Origin of the sequence: Pseudomonas batumici (genome assembly GCF_036585405.1) — a bacterium.
Classification (GTDB): domain Bacteria; phylum Pseudomonadota; class Gammaproteobacteria; order Pseudomonadales; family Pseudomonadaceae; genus Aquipseudomonas; species Aquipseudomonas batumici.
In genome coordinates this window covers 3839168-3858526 of record NZ_CP144470.1, presented here as the reverse complement: position 1 = coordinate 3858526, position 19359 = coordinate 3839168, and the positions used below count along the sequence as shown (strand labels likewise).

General features: G+C 62.5%; 22 protein-coding genes and 1 pseudogene. 14 read left to right on the top strand and 9 right to left on the bottom strand.

Annotated features, from left to right (window positions below; all coding sequences use genetic code 11):
- The first annotated feature begins 22 nt into the window (after window positions 1–22).
- A complete protein-coding gene (locus NUH87_RS17430; protein ID WP_338526846.1) occupies window positions 23–373 on the top strand; it encodes an NADH:ubiquinone oxidoreductase in 351 nt (116 codons plus the stop codon).
- Here the strand turns inward: NUH87_RS17430 and NUH87_RS17425 are convergent, their stop codons facing one another.
- Together NUH87_RS17425 and zigA are read right to left on the bottom strand one after the other, a co-directional pair.
- Complete coding sequence (locus NUH87_RS17425) at window positions 374–1024, bottom strand: DUF1826 domain-containing protein (RefSeq protein WP_338522018.1); 651 nt, start codon at window positions 1022–1024, stop codon at window positions 374–376. It abuts the gene before it with no gap.
- Entirely contained in the window at window positions 1024–2232 is a 1209-nt protein-coding gene (zigA, locus tag NUH87_RS17420; protein ID WP_338522016.1) for a zinc metallochaperone GTPase ZigA, read from the bottom strand. The genes NUH87_RS17425 and zigA overlap by 1 nt, the downstream gene beginning before the upstream one ends.
- 168 nt (window positions 2233–2400) lie before the next feature.
- Here zigA and NUH87_RS17415 point away from each other — a divergent pair, with 168 nt between their 5' ends.
- On the top strand, window positions 2401–2781 hold the full coding sequence (locus tag NUH87_RS17415) for a glutamine synthetase (protein ID WP_338522014.1): 381 nt from the start codon (window positions 2401–2403) through the stop codon (window positions 2779–2781).
- On the opposite strand, the gene NUH87_RS17410 is transcribed toward NUH87_RS17415, so the two are convergent.
- On the bottom strand, window positions 2778–4016 hold the full coding sequence (locus NUH87_RS17410) for an N-acetylmuramoyl-L-alanine amidase (RefSeq protein ID WP_338522012.1): 1239 nt from the start codon (window positions 4014–4016) through the stop codon (window positions 2778–2780). The two genes, NUH87_RS17415 and NUH87_RS17410, sit on opposite strands and share 4 nt — an antisense overlap.
- A 125-nt stretch (window positions 4017–4141) precedes the next feature.
- On the opposite strand from NUH87_RS17410, the gene folE2 reads away from it, so the two are divergent.
- From folE2 to NUH87_RS17375, 7 genes and pseudogenes are all read left to right on the top strand, one after another.
- On the top strand, window positions 4142–5035 hold the full coding sequence (gene folE2, locus NUH87_RS17405; RefSeq protein ID WP_338522010.1) for a GTP cyclohydrolase FolE2: 894 nt from the start codon (window positions 4142–4144) through the stop codon (window positions 5033–5035).
- Window positions 5032–5700 (top strand): metal ABC transporter ATP-binding protein, encoded by a 669-nt coding sequence (locus NUH87_RS17400; protein WP_338522008.1) that lies wholly within the window; start codon window positions 5032–5034, stop codon window positions 5698–5700. The genes folE2 and NUH87_RS17400 overlap by 4 nt, the downstream gene beginning before the upstream one ends.
- Before the next feature lie 2 nt (window positions 5701–5702).
- On the top strand, window positions 5703–6569 hold the full coding sequence (locus tag NUH87_RS17395; RefSeq protein ID WP_338526844.1) for a metal ABC transporter permease: 867 nt from the start codon (window positions 5703–5705) through the stop codon (window positions 6567–6569).
- Between the two features lie 11 nt (window positions 6570–6580).
- Entirely contained in the window at window positions 6581–7468 is an 888-nt protein-coding gene (locus NUH87_RS17390; RefSeq protein WP_040071825.1) for a metal ABC transporter substrate-binding protein, read from the top strand.
- Window positions 7469–7488: 20 nt separating this feature from the next.
- A pseudogene (locus NUH87_RS17385) lies at window positions 7489–7626 on the top strand (phosphoribosyl-AMP cyclohydrolase); the annotation flags it as partial.
- A gap of 20 nt (window positions 7627–7646) precedes the next feature.
- Entirely contained in the window at window positions 7647–8207 is a 561-nt protein-coding gene (locus tag NUH87_RS17380) for a carbonate dehydratase (protein ID WP_338522005.1), read from the top strand.
- 2 nt (window positions 8208–8209) lie between these two features.
- On the top strand, window positions 8210–9547 hold the full coding sequence (locus tag NUH87_RS17375) for a dihydroorotase (protein WP_338522003.1): 1338 nt from the start codon (window positions 8210–8212) through the stop codon (window positions 9545–9547).
- Window positions 9548–9606: 59 nt separating this feature from the next.
- Here NUH87_RS17375 and NUH87_RS17370 read toward each other — a convergent pair whose 3' ends face one another.
- A complete protein-coding gene (locus NUH87_RS17370; RefSeq protein WP_338522001.1) occupies window positions 9607–10122 on the bottom strand; it encodes a DUF3617 domain-containing protein in 516 nt (171 codons plus the stop codon).
- Between the two features lie 131 nt (window positions 10123–10253).
- On the opposite strand from NUH87_RS17370, the gene cls reads away from it, so the two are divergent.
- On the top strand, window positions 10254–11693 hold the full coding sequence (gene cls / locus NUH87_RS17365; protein ID WP_338521999.1) for a cardiolipin synthase: 1440 nt from the start codon (window positions 10254–10256) through the stop codon (window positions 11691–11693).
- A gap of 120 nt (window positions 11694–11813) precedes the next feature.
- Entirely contained in the window at window positions 11814–12275 is a 462-nt protein-coding gene (locus NUH87_RS17360; protein ID WP_338521997.1) for a hypothetical protein, read from the top strand.
- On the opposite strand, the gene cfaB is transcribed toward NUH87_RS17360, so the two are convergent.
- From cfaB to NUH87_RS17340, 4 genes are all read right to left on the bottom strand, one after another.
- Window positions 12266–13450 carry a C17 cyclopropane fatty acid synthase CfaB gene (cfaB, locus tag NUH87_RS17355; protein ID WP_338521995.1) on the bottom strand — a complete coding sequence of 395 codons (1185 nt, stop codon included), beginning with the start codon at window positions 13448–13450 and terminating at the stop codon, window positions 12266–12268. The two genes, NUH87_RS17360 and cfaB, sit on opposite strands and share 10 nt — an antisense overlap.
- Window positions 13451–13576: 126 nt before the next feature.
- Window positions 13577–14368 (bottom strand): DNA-binding domain-containing protein, encoded by a 792-nt coding sequence (locus NUH87_RS17350; protein ID WP_338521993.1) that lies wholly within the window; start codon window positions 14366–14368, stop codon window positions 13577–13579.
- On the bottom strand, window positions 14359–15204 hold the full coding sequence (locus tag NUH87_RS17345) for a DUF692 domain-containing protein (protein WP_338521991.1): 846 nt from the start codon (window positions 15202–15204) through the stop codon (window positions 14359–14361). Before NUH87_RS17345 ends, NUH87_RS17350 begins: the two co-directional genes overlap by 10 nt.
- A gap of 70 nt (window positions 15205–15274) precedes the next feature.
- Entirely contained in the window at window positions 15275–15526 is a 252-nt protein-coding gene (locus NUH87_RS17340) for a membrane protein (RefSeq protein ID WP_040071832.1), read from the bottom strand.
- 703 nt (window positions 15527–16229) lie between these two features.
- Between NUH87_RS17340 and NUH87_RS17335 the strand changes: the two genes are divergently transcribed.
- Window positions 16230–16568: a hypothetical protein gene (locus NUH87_RS17335; protein WP_338521988.1), complete on the top strand. Its 339-nt coding sequence runs from the start codon at window positions 16230–16232 to the stop codon at window positions 16566–16568.
- A 137-nt stretch (window positions 16569–16705) separates the two neighbouring features.
- Complete coding sequence (gene lpdA, locus NUH87_RS17330) at window positions 16706–18106, top strand: dihydrolipoyl dehydrogenase (protein ID WP_338521986.1); 1401 nt, start codon at window positions 16706–16708, stop codon at window positions 18104–18106.
- A 1-nt stretch (window position 18107) separates the two neighbouring features.
- On the opposite strand, the gene NUH87_RS17325 is transcribed toward lpdA, so the two are convergent.
- Window positions 18108–18581: an Lrp/AsnC family transcriptional regulator gene (locus tag NUH87_RS17325; protein WP_040071892.1), complete on the bottom strand. Its 474-nt coding sequence runs from the start codon at window positions 18579–18581 to the stop codon at window positions 18108–18110.
- A gap of 143 nt (window positions 18582–18724) precedes the next feature.
- Between NUH87_RS17325 and NUH87_RS17320 the strand changes: the two genes are divergently transcribed.
- Window positions 18725–19348 (top strand): LysE family translocator, encoded by a 624-nt coding sequence (locus NUH87_RS17320; RefSeq protein ID WP_338521984.1) that lies wholly within the window; start codon window positions 18725–18727, stop codon window positions 19346–19348.
- The last annotated feature ends 11 nt before the right edge of the window (window positions 19349–19359 follow it).

The following is a 19359-nucleotide window of genomic DNA, read 5'->3' as shown; positions in this document are numbered from 1 at the left end:
GTCTTAAAGAGATGAAAGCATGATGCGCCTGATCTGCCTGGCGTTGCTGTTCGGTTCAAGCCAGGTGCTGGCGCAGGCCTGTGTGGTGCACAGCCATGCGCAGCGGCTGGACGTCAAAGTCTGCCAGGAAAACATCAATATCCCGGCCAAGCTGTTCAGCGACGGCTTCTGCCAACCGAACCTGCCGGGGCAGAAGGTCGAGGTCGAGTACCTCGAGCAATGCCCGGGCGGTTCGTTCGGCGTGTGCAGCAACGCGCAGGTGGCCAATATGCCTTACCGGCAGAATATCCACTATTACGGCGTGGCGGGCGATGCGGCCTACCTCAAGCCATTCTGTGAGACGCAAAGCCAGGGCCAGTGGCAAATCCCCTGATCAGGCCAACCAGTCCAGCGTCAGGATCAACCGCCGCTCACCCTCCGGCACCGGCGGCGAACGATGCACCAGGCCAAAGCCTTCATTCCCGTGCCAGCGCTCGCCCTTGAGCAGCGCCACCGCGCCACTGCCCACCTGGCGGATCAACGCGGGATCGCCGGGCTCCGCCGCCGGATTGCCCAGTTGCCGACGGTCGATCGCCCCTTCCGCCAGCCACTGGCTCCCCACCCCCGCGTAGGTGGTGATCAACCGCACCGGTACATGGTCGACGTGAAAGCGCGGGCACATCGCCTTGTCCAGCACCCGCAGGCGCAGGCCGATCCGCCGCGCGCCGAGCAGACAGGCATAGGCACTGACCAGCCAGGACACGTCACTCAAGAACCCCTCATACCCCTCCAGGTCACGAAACCCCGAGGCCAGGCCGTACAGGTTCGGCTGTGCTTCGTCGTCCGGCATCTCCAGGCTCAGGGATTCGGCCAGCGGCTCGCCCAACGACAACAGCAAGGTCGCGAAATCGGCAATATGCCCCGGCAACCGGCGCTGCCAGACCGCCAGGTTGACCCCCTCGTCGAGAATCTCGCCCAGCACCGTAGGGGCTTCGCCCTGTACCTGCCGAATCGTCGGCAAGGCCTTCCAGCGTGGCGCCAGCATCAGGCCGCCTCCTCGTCATGCCAGGCACCAAACGGATCGGGCATTGCGCCCCAACCCTCGACCCCCAGGGCCATTTCTTCATCGCTCAACAAGCAGCTGTCCAACCGCTCGGTAAGCTGCGCGAAGTCGATGTTCTGCCCGATAAACACCAGTTCCTGCCGGCAATCACCGGTCTCGGGAGTCCAGTGCTGCATGATCGCCGCGCTGCTCTCCTGATCCTGCGGCCAATGCTGTTTCGGCACGAAACGCCACCAGCGCCCGGCAAAGCCATGGCGCATCAAGCCGCCGGCTTGGGACCAGCTGCCGGCCTCCTGATACTTGCTGGCCAGCCAGAAGAAGCCCTTGGAGCGCAGCAGCTTGCCGTTCACCCAGGGCTGGTTGATAAAGTCGAAAAACCGCTCGGGATGAAACGGCCGCCTTGCCCGGTACGCCGTGGAGGCAATGCCGTACTCCTCGGTTTCCGGCACATGCTCGCCGCGCAGCTCCTGCAACCAACCCGGCGCCTGGGCCGCGCGCTCGAAGTCGAAACGGCCGGTGTCGAGGATCTTCGCCAGCGGGATCTCGCCCATCACCATAGGCAGGATTTCCGCCTGTGCGTTCAGACGCTGCAGAATCGCCATCAACTCCTCGCGTTCGCGGCTGCTGATCAGGTCGATCTTGCTGATCAGGATCACATCGGCAAACTCGACCTGCTCGATCAGCAGGTCGGTGATGGAGCGCTCATCCTCTTCGCCCAGGGTTTCGCCACGGGAGGCGAGGCTTTCGGCCGCCTGGTAGTCGAGCAGGAAGTTCATGCCGTCGACCACCGTGACCATGGTGTCGAGCCGGGCGATATCCGCCAGGCTCTGGCCGTCTTCATCACGGAAGGTAAAGGTCTCGGCCACCGGCAGCGGCTCGGAAATGCCGGTGGATTCGATCAGCAGGTAATCGAAACGACCGTCGCGGGCCAGCTTGCCGACCTCTTCCAGCAAGTCTTCACGCAAGGTGCAGCAGATGCAGCCGTTGCTCATCTCGACGAGCTTTTCCTCGGCGTGGTTGAGGCTGACGTCGCGCTGGACCTCACTGCCGTCGATATTGATCTCGCTCATGTCGTTGACGATCACCGCCACCCGCAGGTTTTCGCGATTGCGCAGCACGTAATTGAGCAGGGTGCTTTTACCGGCGCCGAGAAAGCCGGACAGCACGGTCACGGGTAGACGTTGGGTCATGGGGGTTTCCTCATCAGGTCGGCCGGGTCAAAGCGCCCGTTCATGGCAGGGTCGGGGCCTGGAATTTATTTAATGTTATATTATAACAATGCAAATAATCCAATCCTCCGCTTGCTCGCCACGACGAAGAACGTAATGCTGGCGTCGATCCCGTTGACGAGAATGCCGATGCGCCCTGTCCTGAACCATCTGCTGTCGGCCCTGTTGCTGCTGGCGGCGAACGCCCAGGCCCAGGTGCCTGCCGCCCCCCAGACCAACTGCACCCGCAGCGCCAACCTGCTGTCGTGCAAGGATGGGCTGGGCAACGCCTATGGCGTCGCCACCCAGGGCAATACGATTTACCTGCAAGGTTTTGAAGTGATCGGCAAGCGCTACTGGGCGCAGACCAGCAGCCGCTATGGGCAGTTGACGTTCTTCACCGGGATTGCCTCGGACGGTGAGGCCTGGGTCGGTTACAGCCGGCGGGTGGGCTGGACCACCCAGAACCGCTTTTCCAGTTCAGGCGGGTTGAGCAAGAAGTTCGTCTGCGACCGGATGGTGGGGTGCTAGACCAGCCCCTCCTGCATCTGCTGCTGCCAGGCGATATAGCTGTCCGCTGGCGGGTTCTTCTCGAAGTAGCGCTTCAAGCCCTCGAACAAACCATCGGCAATCGCCTGCTGATGCCGCGCCGTCACCAGCCGCTGGCTGTCGCGGGCATTGGAGATGAAACCGGTCTCGACCAGGATCGACGGCACGTCCGGCGACTTCAACACCGCGAAACCGGCCTGTTCTACGCGCTTCTGGTGCAAGGTGGTGATGCCTTCCAGGCTGCCCAGCACACTGTGTCCCAGTTGCAGGCTGGAGGCGATGGTGGCGTTCATCGACATGTCGAGAATCACCCCGGCCAGCATCGGGTCCTTGTCCTTGAGATTGAGCAGGCTCTGCGCGCCCAACAGGTCGGCACCGTTTTCGCGCTGGGCCATGAACCGCGCCGTGGTGGATGTCGCGCCGCCTTCGGACAGGGCGAACACCGAAGCTCCCGAGGCGGTGATACGTGGCGCGGCGTCGGCGTGCACCGAGATGAACATGTCGGCCTTGTTCTTGCGGGAGAACTCCACCCGTTTGCGCAGGGGTACGAAGAAGTCGTCGTTGCGCACCAGGCGCACATCGAAGCCTTTCTCGCGCTTGAGGCGCTTGGCCAACAGTCGGCCAATCGACAGCACCACGTCTTTCTCACGCTCGCCCTTCGAACCCACCGCCCCCGGGTCCTTGCCGCCATGGCCGGGATCGACCACCACCATGATGTCGCGCTTGGGGTGGGCCTTGCCGCTGGCCGCTTCATGCCGCACGGGCGGCGGCGCTGCAACCGCCGGAGCCGCCGCCAGGGTGGCCGGGGCCACGGCGGCGCCGCCATTGCTGGTCAGGTCGAGTACCAGGCGATGACCCTGCGCGCCCTCGGGCGGCAACAGGAAGCTGTTGAGCTGAACCGGGCTGGCCAGGTCGAGGACGATCCGCGTATCGCCCTGGCCGAAATGCCCGGAACGGATCGAGCGGATCACCGTGTTGCCCAGAGCCAATTGTCGGAAATCGCCCGTGAGCTTGGCGCCGCTCAGGTCGATGATCAGCCGCTCGGGCGCGGTCAGGGAAAAGGTCTTGTATTGAATCGGACCGCTGAGATCCAGCACCAGCCGCAGCTTGTTGCCATCGCGCCACAGCCGCGCATTCTGGATCTGCGCCGCCGACAAGCCGAACGGCAGAACCGCCGCACTGGCCAATAAAAAGTTGAGCAACTGACGTCTATGCATGACAGGTACCGCAAATAAGGGAGTGTTCGTACGCGTTGTCGCTGTGTAAACCCAGCAAAAAAAGCATCGTCGATTTAAAAGTTATAATATAACATGTCATTCTATTTCCGACGATGGACCTGCTCATGAATGCGTTGACGCTGCCGGATATCGCCGCGCAGTCATCCCGGCAAGCCTTGCCCCTCGAGTGGGTGGGCATGTGCGGCATTGCTCTCCCGGTCTCGATTGACAGCCAGCGTCTCAGCGCCAAGGCTGATGCAGGCGTGAGCCTCGACGATGGCGAAGCGCGAGGCATTCATATGTCACGTCTGTACCTGGCCCTGGAACGACTGGAGCAGGAAGATCTGACGCCCGATCTGATCCGAGAAACGTTACAACAGTTTCTCGGCAGCCACGACGGACTCTCCAGCAACGCTTACCTACGCATCCATACCGACCTGCTGCTCAAACGCCCGGCATTGGTCAGTCCGCTGGCCGGCTGGAAAACCTATCCAGTCAGTGTGTTAGCCGAACTGAAAAACGGAGTGTTCCACGTGGAACTAAAAATTGACGTGGCCTACTCCTCCACCTGCCCGTGCTCGGCAGCCCTCGCCCGGCAATTGATCCAACAGCAATTCATCGATGACTTCGCCGACAAGCCCCTGGAGCACAGTGACATCCTGGGCTGGCTTGGCGGTCAGGGCGTCGTCGCCACACCTCACAGCCAGCGCAGCATTGCACAATTGCAGATTCGTTTAGATGAAAAAATCGGTCGGTTTCCTCTCGAGGCGCTGATCAACGAAGCCGAGGCCGCCCTCGGTACCGCCGTGCAGACCGCCGTGAAACGCGCCGACGAACAAGCCTTCGCCCTCGCCAACGGCCAGAACCTGATGTTCTGCGAAGACGCGGCACGCCGCCTCAACCTGGCGCTCAAGCGTTCGGACGCAGTCAGCGCTTTCCACCTGCGGGTGGTCCACGCCGAAAGCCTGCACGCCCATGACGCCGTGGCCGAAAGCCGCTGGAACTGGAGGCAGGCATGATCCGCTGCCAGGGCCTGCGCTGGGGCGCCCCGGGCCAGCCCCTGACTCCCGCCGTGGATTTCGAACTGGCCGCCGGCAGCCTGACCGCCGTGATCGGCGCCAATGGCACCGGTAAAAGCAGCCTGTTGAAAGTCATCGCCGGGCTGCAAAAGCCCCTGGCCGGTAAAGTGACGCTGGATGTTCCACGGCGCGGCAGTCTGTCGTTCCTGCCACAACAACAGCACCTCGACCGCCAGTTTCCCATCAGCCTGCAAGAGCTGGTGGCCGCCGGGTTCTGGGGCATCAAGCAAACCCCACAGCAGCGTAGTGAACGCCTGCAAGCCGTGCTCGAAGACTGGCACCTCGGCGGACTGGAACAGCGCCCGCTGATGGCCCTGTCCGGCGGCGAGTTGCAACGTGCCCTGCTCGCACGACTGAGCCTGGCTTCGGCACCGATCCTGTTGCTCGACGAACCCCATGCCGCCCTCGATGAGGAGGGTCAGGCCCTGCTGTGGAAACACATCCATGCCTGGCACGCCGAAGGTCGCACCCTGGTGGTGGTCTGCCACGACCTCGCCGCCGTGCGCCAGCACATCCCCAACGCCCTGTTGATCAAAAACAGCGGCTGCACCCTGGCCCCCAGCACCCAGCTGATCCAGCAACAACCCAATACGCAGGTAGCCTGATGCTGATGTTCGCCAGCCACCTGTGGCAACCGTTCCAGGATTTCGTCTTCATGCGCCGGGCCTTGCTCGGCGGGCTGGTGCTGGCCTGCAGCACCGCGCCGCTGGGGGTGTTCCTGATCCTGCGGCGCATGAGCCTGATTGGCGATGCGGTGGCCCACGGCATTCTGCCGGGCGCCGCGGTGGGTTTCTGGATCGCCGGCCTGAGCCTGCCGGCCCTGACCCTCGGCGGCCTCGGCGCGGGCATGGGCATGGCCGGGCTCTCGGCCTGGATCACCCGCCGAACCGGACTACGGGAGGATGCCAGCCTCGCGGCGATCTACCCGATTTCCCTGGCCAGCGGCGTGCTGCTCCTCGGCATCGCCGGCAAGCGCCTGGACCTGCTGCACCTGCTATTCGGCTCGGCCCTGGCGGTTGACGGCCCGACCCTCACCGGCATGCTCTGGGTCTGCGGCATCAGCTTGGTGCTGATGGCGATCATCTACCGCCCGCTGCTGCTGGACACCCTCGACCCGCTGTTCCTGCAAACCGTCAGCCGCCTTGGCCCCCTGGCCCACGGCGTGTTCCTGACCCTGGTGGTGTTGAACCTGGTGATCGGCTTCCAGGCCATCGGCGCCCTGATGGTGGTCGGCCTGATGATGCTGCCGGCGATCGCCTCGCGCTTCTGGAGCCGCAACCTGCCGGTGTTGATGGCGATCGCCGCACTGATCGGCTGCGTCTCGGTCAGCCTCGGATTATTGCTGTCGTTCTACTACTCGCTGCCCAGCGGGCCCTCCATCGTGCTGGTCGCGGGCGGCTTTTACCTGCTGTCCGTGATCTTCGGCCCGGTGCACGGCCTGCTGCGCCGCCCGCCTTCGCTAACGTCCCAATGAGGTGTCATCCGATGCGCGCTCTACTCGTGCTGTTCAGCTCCGTGCTGGCCTTGTCCCTGAACCTGTCCACCGCCCAGGCGGCGGACAAGCTCCCGGTGGTCGCCAGCTTCAGCATTCTGCGAGACATCACCCAACAGATCGGCGGCGATCATATCGAGGTCATCGGCATGGTCGGCCCGGATGCCGACGCCCACACCTACGAGCCGACGCCGGATGACGCCAAGGCCCTGCTCAACGCCAAGCTGATCGTCAAGAACGGCCTGGGCTTCGAACCCTGGCTCGACCGCCTGGTGACCAGCACCGAGACCAAGGCACCGGTGGTCACCGCCAGCAAGGGCGTGATCTCCCACACCATGGAAGAAGACGGCGAAACCATTCCCGACCCCCACGCCTGGCACAACCTGGCCAACGCCGAGCTGTATGTGAACAACATCACCAAGGCGCTGATCAAAGTCGACCCGGCGAACAAGGACGACTACACCCGTAACAGCCAGACCTACCTGAAAGAGATCTACCGCCTGCTGGCCGAAGCCAAGGTCAAGCTCGGCAACCTGCCGGCCGGCAATCGTCGCATCGTCACCTCCCATGACGCCTTCGGCTACCTGGGCCAGGCCTACGGCATCCAGTTCATGGCGCCACAGGGCCTATCTACCGAACGTGAGCCGTCCGCCGCCGAAGTCGCCACGCTGATCACCCAGATCCGCAAGGACAAGGTCAAGGCCGTGTTCATGGAAAACATCAAGGACGCCCGTCTGCTCAAGCAGATCGCCGACGAAAGCGGCGCGCAGATCGGCGGCACCCTGTATTCCGACGCCCTGGCCGCCGAAGGCCCGGCCAGCACCTTTACCGGCCTGTTCGAATACAACATGAACACCCTGCATGCGGCGCTGAGCAAATAACCCTGCGGCCACCCTTGTCGATGCTCGATCTGGAGAGCGCCGCCCTGGGTAGCCGCCGGCCCCTTGCGGCAGTGCTCGATGCACTGCCGTGGCACTACGCCGGGCTGATCGCCGTCATCCCCCAGCAACACAACAGCGGCGAAGTGCATGTCATCAGCGCACCTGAGGAGAACGCTTCATGATCCGCAAGAATCCTTCCGGCGACCTGCCGCTGATCGCCGAGTCCGCCTACGTGGACAAGACCGCGATCATCTGCGGCAAGGTGGTCATCGGTGAAAACGTCTTCGTCGGCCCCTACGCGGTCATCCGCGCCGACGAGGTCAATGCCCAGGGCGAGATGGACCCCATCGTCATCGGTGCCAACTCCAATATCCAGGACGGCGTGGTGATCCACTCCAAATCCGGTGCGGCGGTGACCATCGGCGAGTTCACCTCCATCGCCCACCGTTCCATCGTCCATGGCCCCTGCACCGTGGGTGACCGAGTGTTCATCGGCTTCAACAGCGTGCTGTTCAACTGCGCGGTGGGTAACGGCAGCGTGGTGCGACACAACTCGGTGGTGGACGGTCGCGACCTGCCGGCGGACTTCTACGTGCCCTCCACCACCCGCATCGGCCCGGGCACCGACCTGGCGCAGTTCCCGCCAGTGAGTGTCAGCGCCTCGGAGTTTTCCGAAGACGTGGCGCGAACCAACGTTGACCTGGTACGCGGCTACAAGGCCCTGCAAAACGAGTTCTGAGCATGAGCAGCCTGCTGATCCGCAACGCCCGCGTGGTGAACGAGGGGCGTGAATTCGACGCCGATATCCGGGTCATCAATGGCCGTATCGACACCCTGGCCACACAGATCCACAGCGCCAGCGCCGACCTGGAAATCGATGCGGAAGGCCAATGGCTTTTGCCCGGCATGATCGACGACCAGGTGCATTTCCGCGATCCCGGCGCGCCGGCCAAGGGCAGTTTCTACCGCGAGTCCCGAGCGGCGGTGGCCGGTGGTATCACCAGCTACATGGACATGCCCAACACCCAGCCGGCGACCCTGACCCTCGACGCCCTGGTCGACAAGCAGCGCCGAGCGGCCCGGAGCTCGGTGGCCAACTACGGCTTCCACTTCGGTGTAAGCAACGACAACCTCGACACCATCGCCGCCCTCGATCCGACGAGCGTGGCCGGGGTCAAGGTGTTCATGGGCGCGTCCACCGGCAATATGCTGGTGGACGATCCACGGGTGCTGGAACGGCTGTTCGCCGAAGTGCCGACGATTCTCCTCGCGCACTGCGAGCACACGCCTACCATCAAGGCCCGGGAGGAGAACCTGCGGGAGTTGTTCGGCGGTGTCATCCCCCCCGCCGCCCACCCGTTGATCCGCAATGCCGAGGCCTGCTATCGCTCCTCGTCATTGGCCGTGGACCTGGCCAGGCGCCATGGCACGCGCCTGCACGTCCTGCACCTGACCACCGAACGGGAACTGGCGCTGTTCGAGAACAAGCCGCTCAGCGAGAAACACATCAGCGCCGAGGTCTGCCTGCATCATTTGTTGTTCGACGACCGCGACTACCCGCGCCTGGGCAACCTGATCAAATGCAACCCGGCCATCAAGCACCAGTCGGATCGCGATGCCCTGCGCGACGCCTTGCTGAGCAACCGCCTGGACGTGATCGGCAGCGATCACGCACCGCATACCTGGGAAGAAAAACAGCGCCCTTATGGCGAAGCCCCTTCCGGCCTGCCGCTGGTCCAGCATGCACTGCCGGCGCTGATGGAGCTGGTGGCCGGACGGGTCCTGCCGCTGACCACCCTGGTGGAAAAGACCAGCCACCGGGTCGCCGACCTGTTCGCAATTCCCGACCGCGGCTACCTGCGTGAAGGCTACTGGGCCGACCTGGTGCTGATGAATCGCGAACCGCTGTCGCGACCGGTGAGCGCCGAGCCGCTCCTCTCGCAATGCGGCTGGACGCCCTTCGTCGAGCGGCGCTTTCGCCATTGGGTCAGCACCACAGTGGTGTCCGGCCAGGTGGCCTGGCATGCCGGACGCATCCACGACAGCTGCCAGGGCCTGCCGCTGAAATTTCTCCGCTAATGCTCCACTCCCTGAACTGCGTTTCAGCGACCGACCTCATGACCCCCTGTCCTTTTTGATCAGGTCCGGGGCTTCACCGTCCCGCAATCCTGCCCCATCCACACCGCCCGGGTTTCCATGCTGCCGTTCTGCTGAATGCCGGTGGCATTGAAGGTCCCGCTGACCTTGGTGGTGAACTCACGGTCATTGACGAAATGCGCCACACCGGCACCCTGGGCCTTCGGACAACTGAAACGGAATTTCCAATCCGGCCCGTTGCGCTCGGTGATCTGCTGGTTGCAACCCGATTGCGGATCGGTCAGGGGAATCGACTCGGATGCCACCTGCTGCGGCGTCAGGCACACCCGTACGCCCTCACCCCCGAGGTTGATCCCCTGCTTCTCCAGCGCCGCGCGCTGCTCCGGGGTGGTGTTCTGTTTCAGCACGCCCATGAGCATGCCCACATCCAGCTGCTGGTTCTCGACCTGCACATTACTGGACGTCAGCTCCCACAAACCCGGTTGCAGCACCTGCGCCTGGGCAACGGGAATCATTGAGCCGAGGACAAGGGCCAGGCTCGGCAGACGAAGGTTCATCGAATAGCTCCTAGAGAATGGTTCGCCTTAGACGTCAGAATCATGCTGAGGTTGCGTCAATAATTAAATAGCGACAATAACGGCGGAACATGGTCTGTTAGACATTGAGAAACACTTGAGCAGGATCGCCCATGGATTATTTTGGCCCACATATTTTCGGCTACCTGATTGCCCTGATTCATTCCCTTGGCCTTATCGCCGCCCTCCACGCCGTGTTGACCGTACGCACCGCCCAAGGCGCCATCGCCTGGGCCCTGTCGCTGATGTTCATCCCTTACCTGACAATGATTCCCTACCTGGTCTTCGGCCGCAGTACCTTCGACGCCTATATCAAGGCCCGGCGCCAGGCCAACGTGGAAATGCGCAAGGCCATCGCCGACCTGAACTGGCGCCCCTGGGTCGAGGAAGCCCTGGCGGCGCGCAGTTCCCAGGCCTATACCTCGCTGCGGGCGATGCCGAAACTGGGACGCATGCCCTGCCTGGCCAATAACCAGGTGCAGTTGCTGGTCAATGGCGACACGACCTTCGACGCGATTTTCCAGGCCATCGAGCAGGCCAGGGAAGCGGTGCTCGTGCAGTTTTTCATTATCCATGACGACCAGCTCGGGCGACTGCTGCAGAAACGGCTGCTGGAAAAGGCCGCCGAAGGCGTGGCGGTCTACGTGTTGTACGACCGCATCGGCAGCCATGCCCTGCCCCACGAATACGTCGAGACCTTGCGCGAGGGCGGCGTGCAGATCCGCGCGTTCGCCACCCGCAGCGGCTGGCTGAACCGGTTCCAGGTGAATTTCCGCAATCATCGCAAGGTGGTGGTGGTCGACGGCCTGGTGGGATTCGTCGGCGGGCATAACGTCGGCGACGAGTACCTCGGGGCCATGCCGCCGCTGTCGCCCTGGCGCGACACCCATGTGCAGGTGAGCGGCCCGGTGGTTGCCTGCCTGCAGGAATCGTTCGCCGAAGACTGGTTCTGGGCCTCGCGCAAATTGCCGCCGCTGATCCTGCCGGAGTCCTACCCGGACGACGGCGTGCTCTGCCAATTGCTCGCCAGCGGCCCGGCCGACCCGGTGGAAACCTGTTCGCTGTTCTTCGTCGAAGCCATTCACTCGGCCCGGGAGCGGATCTGGATCACCAGCCCCTACTTCATCCCCGATGAAGCGGTGTTCGCCGCCCTGCGCCTGGCGGTGCTGCGCGGCGTGGATGTGCGCCTGCTCCTGCCGTCACGCCCCGACCACCGCATCGTCTACGCCGCCTCCAGCCTGTACGCCTTCGAAGCGGTGCGCGCCGGCGTCCGGGTGTTCCGCTACGGTCCCGGTTTCCTGCATCAGAAAGTGGTGTTGGTGGACAACGAAATCAGCGCCATCGGCAGTGCGAACCTGGACAACCGCTCGTTCCGGCTGAATTTCGAGCTGATGTTGCTGACCGTGGACGAGGCCTTTGCCCAGGAAGTGGAACGCATGCTGGAGCAGGACTTTGCCCTGGCCCATGAGGTGGCCAAGGAGGAAAGCCGGCAGACCCATCGCCTGCAACAGCTCGGCATGCGGGTCGCGCGGTTGATCTCGCCGATTTTGTAGCCGGCATGAAGGATAGATTCTCGAGGCTGGCAGGAATGGTCTGAAATCATCGTAATGCGCTACGAAGGGCGGGAAGTTCTTCTAAGCTGGACGTTTCTCAAACCAACGGAAGGTATAACGATGAAATCCACCTTAATGGGACTGCTCTTGAGCCTCGGCGTTGCCCAAGCGAGCGCGGCACCGTCGCTCAACGTCGAGTTCGGCAAGCCCAGCTACATTCACCACCTGACCTACGAGGTGCTGTACAAGGACAAGCCCTTCAAGGAGGCGACGCTGTATTACTACGACAACGGCCTCTACAAGATCGTCTCGCCGGGGGAAGAACACTACGGCGTCTACGTCGTCAAAGGCCAGTTCAGCGACAGCCAGTACGCCATCAGCTACATCTCGCTGCCATCCAGCGACTGGTATGGCAATGTCGCCCTTCATGATCTGGCCTTCGACAAGAATACCGGTGTGTTCCAGCAACAGGCACACCTGCCTTCGGACCAGAACATTGCTCCCCAGCACGGCAGCTTCCGCCTGGAGCGCAATGAACTGGCCGACCCGTTGCCCATCCGCTGGCAGACGCCTCAGCGATAAATATCGGCGCGGGTCCAGGGCAGGTTGTGACTGCCGTCGGCGAAGGGTTTCACCGCCAGGATCTGGTGCAGGTTGATCCAGCCTTTTTCGAAGGCGTAGGCGCAACCGGCCAGGTACAGCCGCCAGATCCGCAGGGCCCGTTCCGGCACCTCGTGGCTCGCCGCCTCGAGGTTGTTTTCCAGGCGCTGGCTCCACTGCCCCAGGGTGCGCGCGTAGTGCAGGCGCAGGCTCTCCACGTCGACCACTTCCAGATCAGCCTCGCTGATGTGCGCGGTAATCATCGACACATGCGGCAACTCGCCATTGGGGAACACATAACGATCGATGAAGTCGCCGGCACCGCGTCCCACCGGACGCCCGTCGGTATGCTTGGCGGTAATGCCATGGTTCATCACCAGGCCGCCTTCGCGCACGGCTCCGAACAGGATCTTGCAGTACTGCTTGAGGTTGGCATGGCCGACATGTTCGAACATGCCGACGCTGACCACCTTGTCGAAGCGACCGTCCTGGGGCAGGTCGCGATAATCCAGCAGTTGCAGGTCGACCTTGTCCTGCAGGCCCTCGGCGGCGACCCGCTCCTTCGCCAGCGCCAGCTGTTCCTTGCTCAGGGTGATACCGAACACCTTGACCCCGAACTCCCGCGCCGCATAGCGGGCCAGCCCGCCCCAACCGCAGCCGACATCCAGCAGGTACTCGCCCGGCTGCAGGCGCAGCTTGCGGCACAGGTGACGGAACTTGGCTTGCTGGGCTTCTTCGAGGGTGGCGTCATCGCGTTCGAAGTAGGCGCAGGAATAGACCATCTCGCGGTCCAGCCAGAGCTGGTAGAAGGCGTTGGAGAGGTCGTAATGGTAGGAAATGGAGGCGGCGTCGGTTTCCTTGTCGTGGGCCTGGCGCACCGGAAGATTGTCCCCTTCATCCTCCAGCAATGCCTGGCTCAACTCGTCGCAGACCCGCACGACTTCGCTGATCGACCCTTCGAGTTCCAACTTGCCTTCAACGAAGGCACTGCCCAGCAGGTCCAGCGTGGGGCGGGTGAATTGCGCGACCAGTTGCGGGTCCTTCACAACGATCGTGACACTGGGCGTCGGCCCAAGATTGAATTCGTGGCCGTCCCAGAGTCTCAGGCGAAGCGGTAGCTGAAGATTCTGTAAGGCCGGTGGAAGTTGCGCGAGCATCAGTAATCCCCCTTGTTTCAGACGTCTGAATTAAGGGTAGCGCATTCGCGGGAACTGTCAGCCTATGGAGAGAATAGACTCGAACTATGGGTTTGCCCGCCACCGCCCGGCGGGGAAATGATCGCGTCAAAGCGCGTGGCATTGGCAAACCAGGCCGTCATTCACCCATTGCTTGAGCCAACTGACCGCTTGCAAGGGTGCACCCTCCCCCAGACTGCCCGCCAGCTCGGCGCACAGTTCGGCGAAACTCCAACCCGCCTGCAGCATGCCGTTCAAGGCGTGGGCTTCGGCCGGCTCAAGGCTGCGATACTGGCACACCAGGCCGGCACGCCAGACCAGGCAAACCTGCGGCTGTTCCAGTTCGAGACTATCGGGAAATGCCGTTTCGGCCTTCACCGCCCGCCACATCGCCAGGCTGTTGAAGCGGCCATCGAGCCACTGGACACTGGGCACTTGCTCAAGCCGCAGCATCGGCCAGGCCTCGGCCGGCAGGCTGGCCATGGCCTCCAGGGTCAGGGGCTCGCCCGGCAAGGCATCGAAGGCCAGGGTAAAGGCCCATTCCAGGCGAATCAGTTCCGCCAGGGGCGCGCCCTGCTCCGGCACCAGGTGGCGCAGGACGAACGCTTCGAACCCGGCTCCCAGCCAGCGCAGGCTGTAATGGGACGATGGACATTCCCGCAGGTAGATCGCGGTCAGTGCATCGAACTCATCGTCACCCAGCCAGTGCCGGACCGTGGGAAAGTCGCTGCGCAGGGTTTCCTGCAAGCGGGCACGATAGGCGTTGTGGTAGATGGCAAGACCGGTCTCGACACCCAGGCTCGGCCCGCCGATCAGGCTGGCGCCCAATGCTGCGTCGGCCGTGGCGTCTTCTCCCAGCAGGTAGTCTTCGAACGCCAGTTGCCAGTCATTCAGGCGCATAACGACCTCCGCGCCAAGGCAATACCGCCCAACTCACGGGCCTTGTCCAGTTCGTCCACCAACTCGGCCAACGGCGGGAAGTGATCGTCACGCTCCAGCAAGGTCGCCACCGGCCCCAGGTGTTCGAGGGTCCGCTGATAGAGCGCCCAGACCGGATCACAGACCGGGTGATCATGGGTGTCGATCACGTAGTCGCCATAATCGGCATGCCCGGCCAGGTGCAATTGACGGATCTTGTGCGCCGGCAGGCTGTGGATAAAGCTCCAGGGATCGAAACCGTGATTGCGTGCGCTGACATAGACATTGTTCACATCCAGCAGCAGCTCGCAGTCGCTCAGGCGACTCAGGGCTTCAAGAAACTCCCACTCGGAAAACTCATCGGCCGCGGCACGCACGTAACTGGAGACATTCTCCAGCACCAGCGGCTGTTGCAGCACGTCCTGCACCTGGCGGACGCGGGCCGCGACGTAGTACAGGCTTTCTTCGGTGTAAGGCAGCGGCAGCAGGTCATGCAACTGATGAGCATTGCCGCGGCTCCAGCACAGGTGGTCGGAAATCCACGCGGGATTGACCCGCCCGGCCAACTGCTTGAGTTGTTTGAGGTACTCCCCATCGAGGGCATGGGGCCCGCCGATGGACAGCGACACGCCATGCATCACCAGCGGATAACGCTCGGCGATGGCATCCAGGTAATACAGCGCTTTGCCGCCCTGGACCAGGTAATTCTCGGAAACGATCTCGAACCAGTCCACCGCGGGCGACTGTTCGAGGATTTCCTGGTGATAGTGACTGCGCAAACCCAGGCCATAACCCAGGCAGGGACGGGAAACGGACATGCTGGACTCCTTGCGAAAGTGTCCGCAGCGGCATGGGGGGCCGACCGCTGCGGGAGCACTCGGTCGTCGCTTATTCGCCGACTTTGCCGCCGGCTTTGTCGCAAGCCGACTTGGTCATGACCTTGAAGCCCTGGCCTTTGCAGGAGCCCATGCCTTTACAGGCGTGATCCTTGGTCTTGCAGTCGTTCTGGCCTTTGCAGGCGTTGACGCCATAGCAGTGAACCTGGGCGTCGGCAGCCGATGCCTGGGTCACGACACCGGCAAACAGGGTGGCGGCGGCGAGAGCGAGTGCGGCACCGGCAGCGGCGGTTTTGATCGACATGGTTCTTATCCTCGAAGTGCGTTAGGGGATCGGTCCGAACGGAATGTTCAGTCTCGACATGCCACTAGAGAGCGGTCGATGCCGGCCGTTACAGGTCCTTGCAAATTTTTTCGAAAATAAGCCCTCGTCGGCGCCTCTCCCCCTCATCTGCTGGAGCGTCACCCGGCGGCCCGGCAAGGGAAGTGGCCTATTGAAGCATTACGTTACGACATAACAAAAATATCCAAACAGCGAATAATGAAAGCGCCGCCTGAACGGTTTAATTCCGTCTATAAATTAATCTGACAACACGGAAAACACTGACACTGTTTTATCTGTCGTCCCACTACTCGAAACAACCCGAAAAGTTATCACTCACTAACCGGGTACTCATGTAACAAAATTCAACATCTGCGTGACTTGATTGGCGTCCTGGCAATGACTAACATCCCACTGACTTTGAATAGTCCATGCCCATTCATTAAAAACCTTCGTAACTCCCAGTATTGAAAAGCGTCTGGCAACGGTTCCGCAGCGCGCCCAACCCGTTGAATAGACGGCTCAAAACCCTGAAATCTTATTTATCCTCGTGCGCCTTAAAACGTCACGAGGCCAGATAACTTATAACTATATGCCTCACCCTTAACACACTTGACCCCTGTGCTCGCTGCCGACTAATAACATACCCAACACTCAGCGCGCACACTTGAGCGACGGAGCCGCCATGAGCCATACCGTGAGTGAGTACCATTATTTTCAGCAGCCACTGGGGACTGCCGCTGCCGCAGATACTTCCAGTTGCCTGACCATCAATCAACCGGGCTCTCCCTTGGGCCTGAGCAATCTGCTGGACTTGATCAGTCATGAAATCAGCCGGGAAAACAATCAACAGATTCACCGACTCACCTTCAAAAGCGGTCAGACACTTTGCATAAAGGCCGACCCGCAATGGATCACCGTCCGAGGGCGGCGGATCAATTTCCACGCCGACTCGACGTATCCCTACACAACCTTTCTGGAAGATCCGGCTCGAACAGGCAGCAGCAAAAATCCCTCCAGGTGACGTGGTGCTTTCAGGATGCCATTGACGCCTGACGCCTTGACCAAGGTTGTGCGCAGGGACAATATTATTATCATAATATTTTATGACACCGACCTTTGTCCTTCTTCCTCAACCTGGTGTCTCGCAGGAGAACAGTCATGAGCAGCTACGACGTCGTCATCATCGGGGGCGGACCCGGGGGCTACAACGCCGCCATTCGCGCCGGCCAGTTGGGCTTGAAGGTCGCCTGCGTGGAGGGCCGCGCCACCCTCGGCGGGACCTGCCTGAACGTCGGCTGCATGCCGTCCAAGGCCCTGCTCCACGCTTCCGAGCTCTATGAGGCGGCCATGGGCAATGAATTCGCCAATCTCGGGATCGAGGTCAAGCCCGCTCTCAACCTCACGCAGATGATGAAACAGAAAGACGAGAGCGTGGCCGGGCTGACCAAGGGCATCGAATACCTGTTTCGCAAGAACAAGGTCGAGTGGATCAAGGGCTGGGGGCGGATCGCCGGCCCTGGCAAGGTGCTGGTACGCGCCGCCGACGGCAGCGAGATCGCCTTGCAGGCCAAGGACATCGTGATCGCCACCGGCTCCGAGCCGACACCGCTACCGGGCGTCGAGATCGACAACCGGCGCATCCTCGACTCCACCGGCGCGCTGTCGCTGCCTGAGGTGCCCAAGCATCTGGTGGTGATCGGGGCCGGGGTCATCGGCCTGGAATTGGGTTCGGTATGGCGCCGGCTGGGTAGCCAGGTCACCGTGGTGGAATACCTGGACCGTATCTGCCCTGGCGTGGACGTGGAAGCCGGCAAGATCCTGCAACGCTCCTTGAGCAAACAAGGCATCAGCTTCCTGTTGGGGTCCAAGGTCACCCGCGCCAGCAGCTCCGCGACCGCTGTCCAATTGCGTTTGGAACCGGCAGCCGGTGGCGAAGCGCAGTTGATCGACGCCGACTACGTGCTGGTGGCCATCGGTCGTCGCCCCTTCACCCACGGACTTGGACTGGAAACCGTGGGACTTTCCACCGACCAGCGCGGCCTGCTGGCGAACCAGGGCCATCGCACCGAAGCGGCGGGGATCTGGGTAATCGGCGATGTCACCAGCGGCCCGATGCTCGCCCACAAGGCCGAAGACGAGGCCATGGCCTGCATCGAGCAGATCGCCGGCAAGGCCGGTGAAGTCAACTACGCGCTGATCCCCAGCGTGATCTACACCCGACCGGAGCTGGCCAGTGTCGGCAGGACCGAAGAACAGCTCAAGGCCGAAGGCCGCGCCTACAAGGTGGGAAAATTCCCTTTCAGCGCCAACAGCCGGGCCAAGATCAATCACGAGACCGAGGGTTTCGCCAAGGTCCTGGCCGACGCGCAGACCGACGAAGTCCTTGGTGTCCATCTGGTGGGCCCGAGTGTCAGCGAGATGATCGGCGAGTACTGCGTGGCCATGGAGTTTTCCGCCTCGGCCGAAGACATCGCCCTCACCTGCCACCCGCACCCGACCCGCTCCGAAGCGTTGCGCCAGGCGGCGATGAACGTCGAAGGCCTGGCCACGCAGATCTGAGTCAGTCGGGCAGGTGATTCAACGGCAGCGGTCCGGGCGCCTTCACCGCCTGGATCGCGAAGTTGCTGCGGATGTCACGCACACCGGGCAGGCGCAGCAGTTCACCATTGAGGAAACGCTCATAAGCCCGCAGGTCGGGCACCACCACTTGCAGCAGAAAGTCCGACTCGCCGGACACCAGGAATGCCGAGATCACCTGCGGCAAGGCCAGGACCGCCAGGCGAAACGCTTCGGCCTCGGCCTCATGGTGCCGCTCGACCTTGACCCCGACGAACACCGTCAGCCCCAGTCCGACTTCATCGCGGTCCAGGTTCACCTGATAGCCGCGAATCACCCCCGCCTCCTCGAGCATGCGCACCCGACGCAGGCACGGCGACGCCGAGAGGCCGATCTGTGCGGCCAGTTCGACGTTGCTCAGGCGTCCGTCCTGTTGCAGGGCCGCGAGGATTTTACGGTCGTAGGCATCGAGTTTTATTTTTGGCATATCCGACTATTCACTTCGACGATATTGGCAGGAAGTGCCAAGTCTAAGCTTTTCACGAGTTGAATACGCAAGCACCTGCCCTAGCCTTCCGACATAGAATTTTCTCCGGTTATCCCCCTTGGAGAAACAGCACGATGCTCCTCTACCTGTTCGCACTGGCGATGGTCTATCTGCTTCCCGGCCCCGACATGATCCTGCTGCTGCAAACCGGCGCTCGCCACGGCCGCAGCCAGGCCCTGACCACCGCCCTGGGCCTGGGTATCGCCCGCGCCTGCCATGTGGGGCTTGCGGCCCTGGGCCTGGCGGCGCTGTTCAAGGCCGCGCCGTGGACCTTCGATGTGGTGCGCCTGGCAGGCGCCGCCTATCTGCTGTGGATCGGCGTGCGCATGCTGCGGCCCGGGTCGTTGGCCTCGTTGAGCGCCGGTGGCGAGGGAAGCGAACGCGCCTTGAACTGGCGCGCCGCCCTGCAACAAGGCCTGCTCACCAACCTGCTGAACCCCAAGGCGCTACTGTTCTGCTCCGTACTGCTACCGCAATTCATCGATGCCCACGCCGGCCCCGTGGCCGCGCAGTTCCTTGTCCTCGGTGCGACCCTGGTGGCGGTCGGGCTGCTGTTCGACAGTGGCTACGCCCTGGCCGGTGCGTGGATCGGCCAGTGGCTGGACAAGAGCCCGCGAGCGCAACGCCTGCAACAATGGCTGTTCGGCAGCCTGTTGATCGGCTTTGCCGTCAGATTGGCGTTTATCCAGCAAGCCTGAAGGCTGTCCTG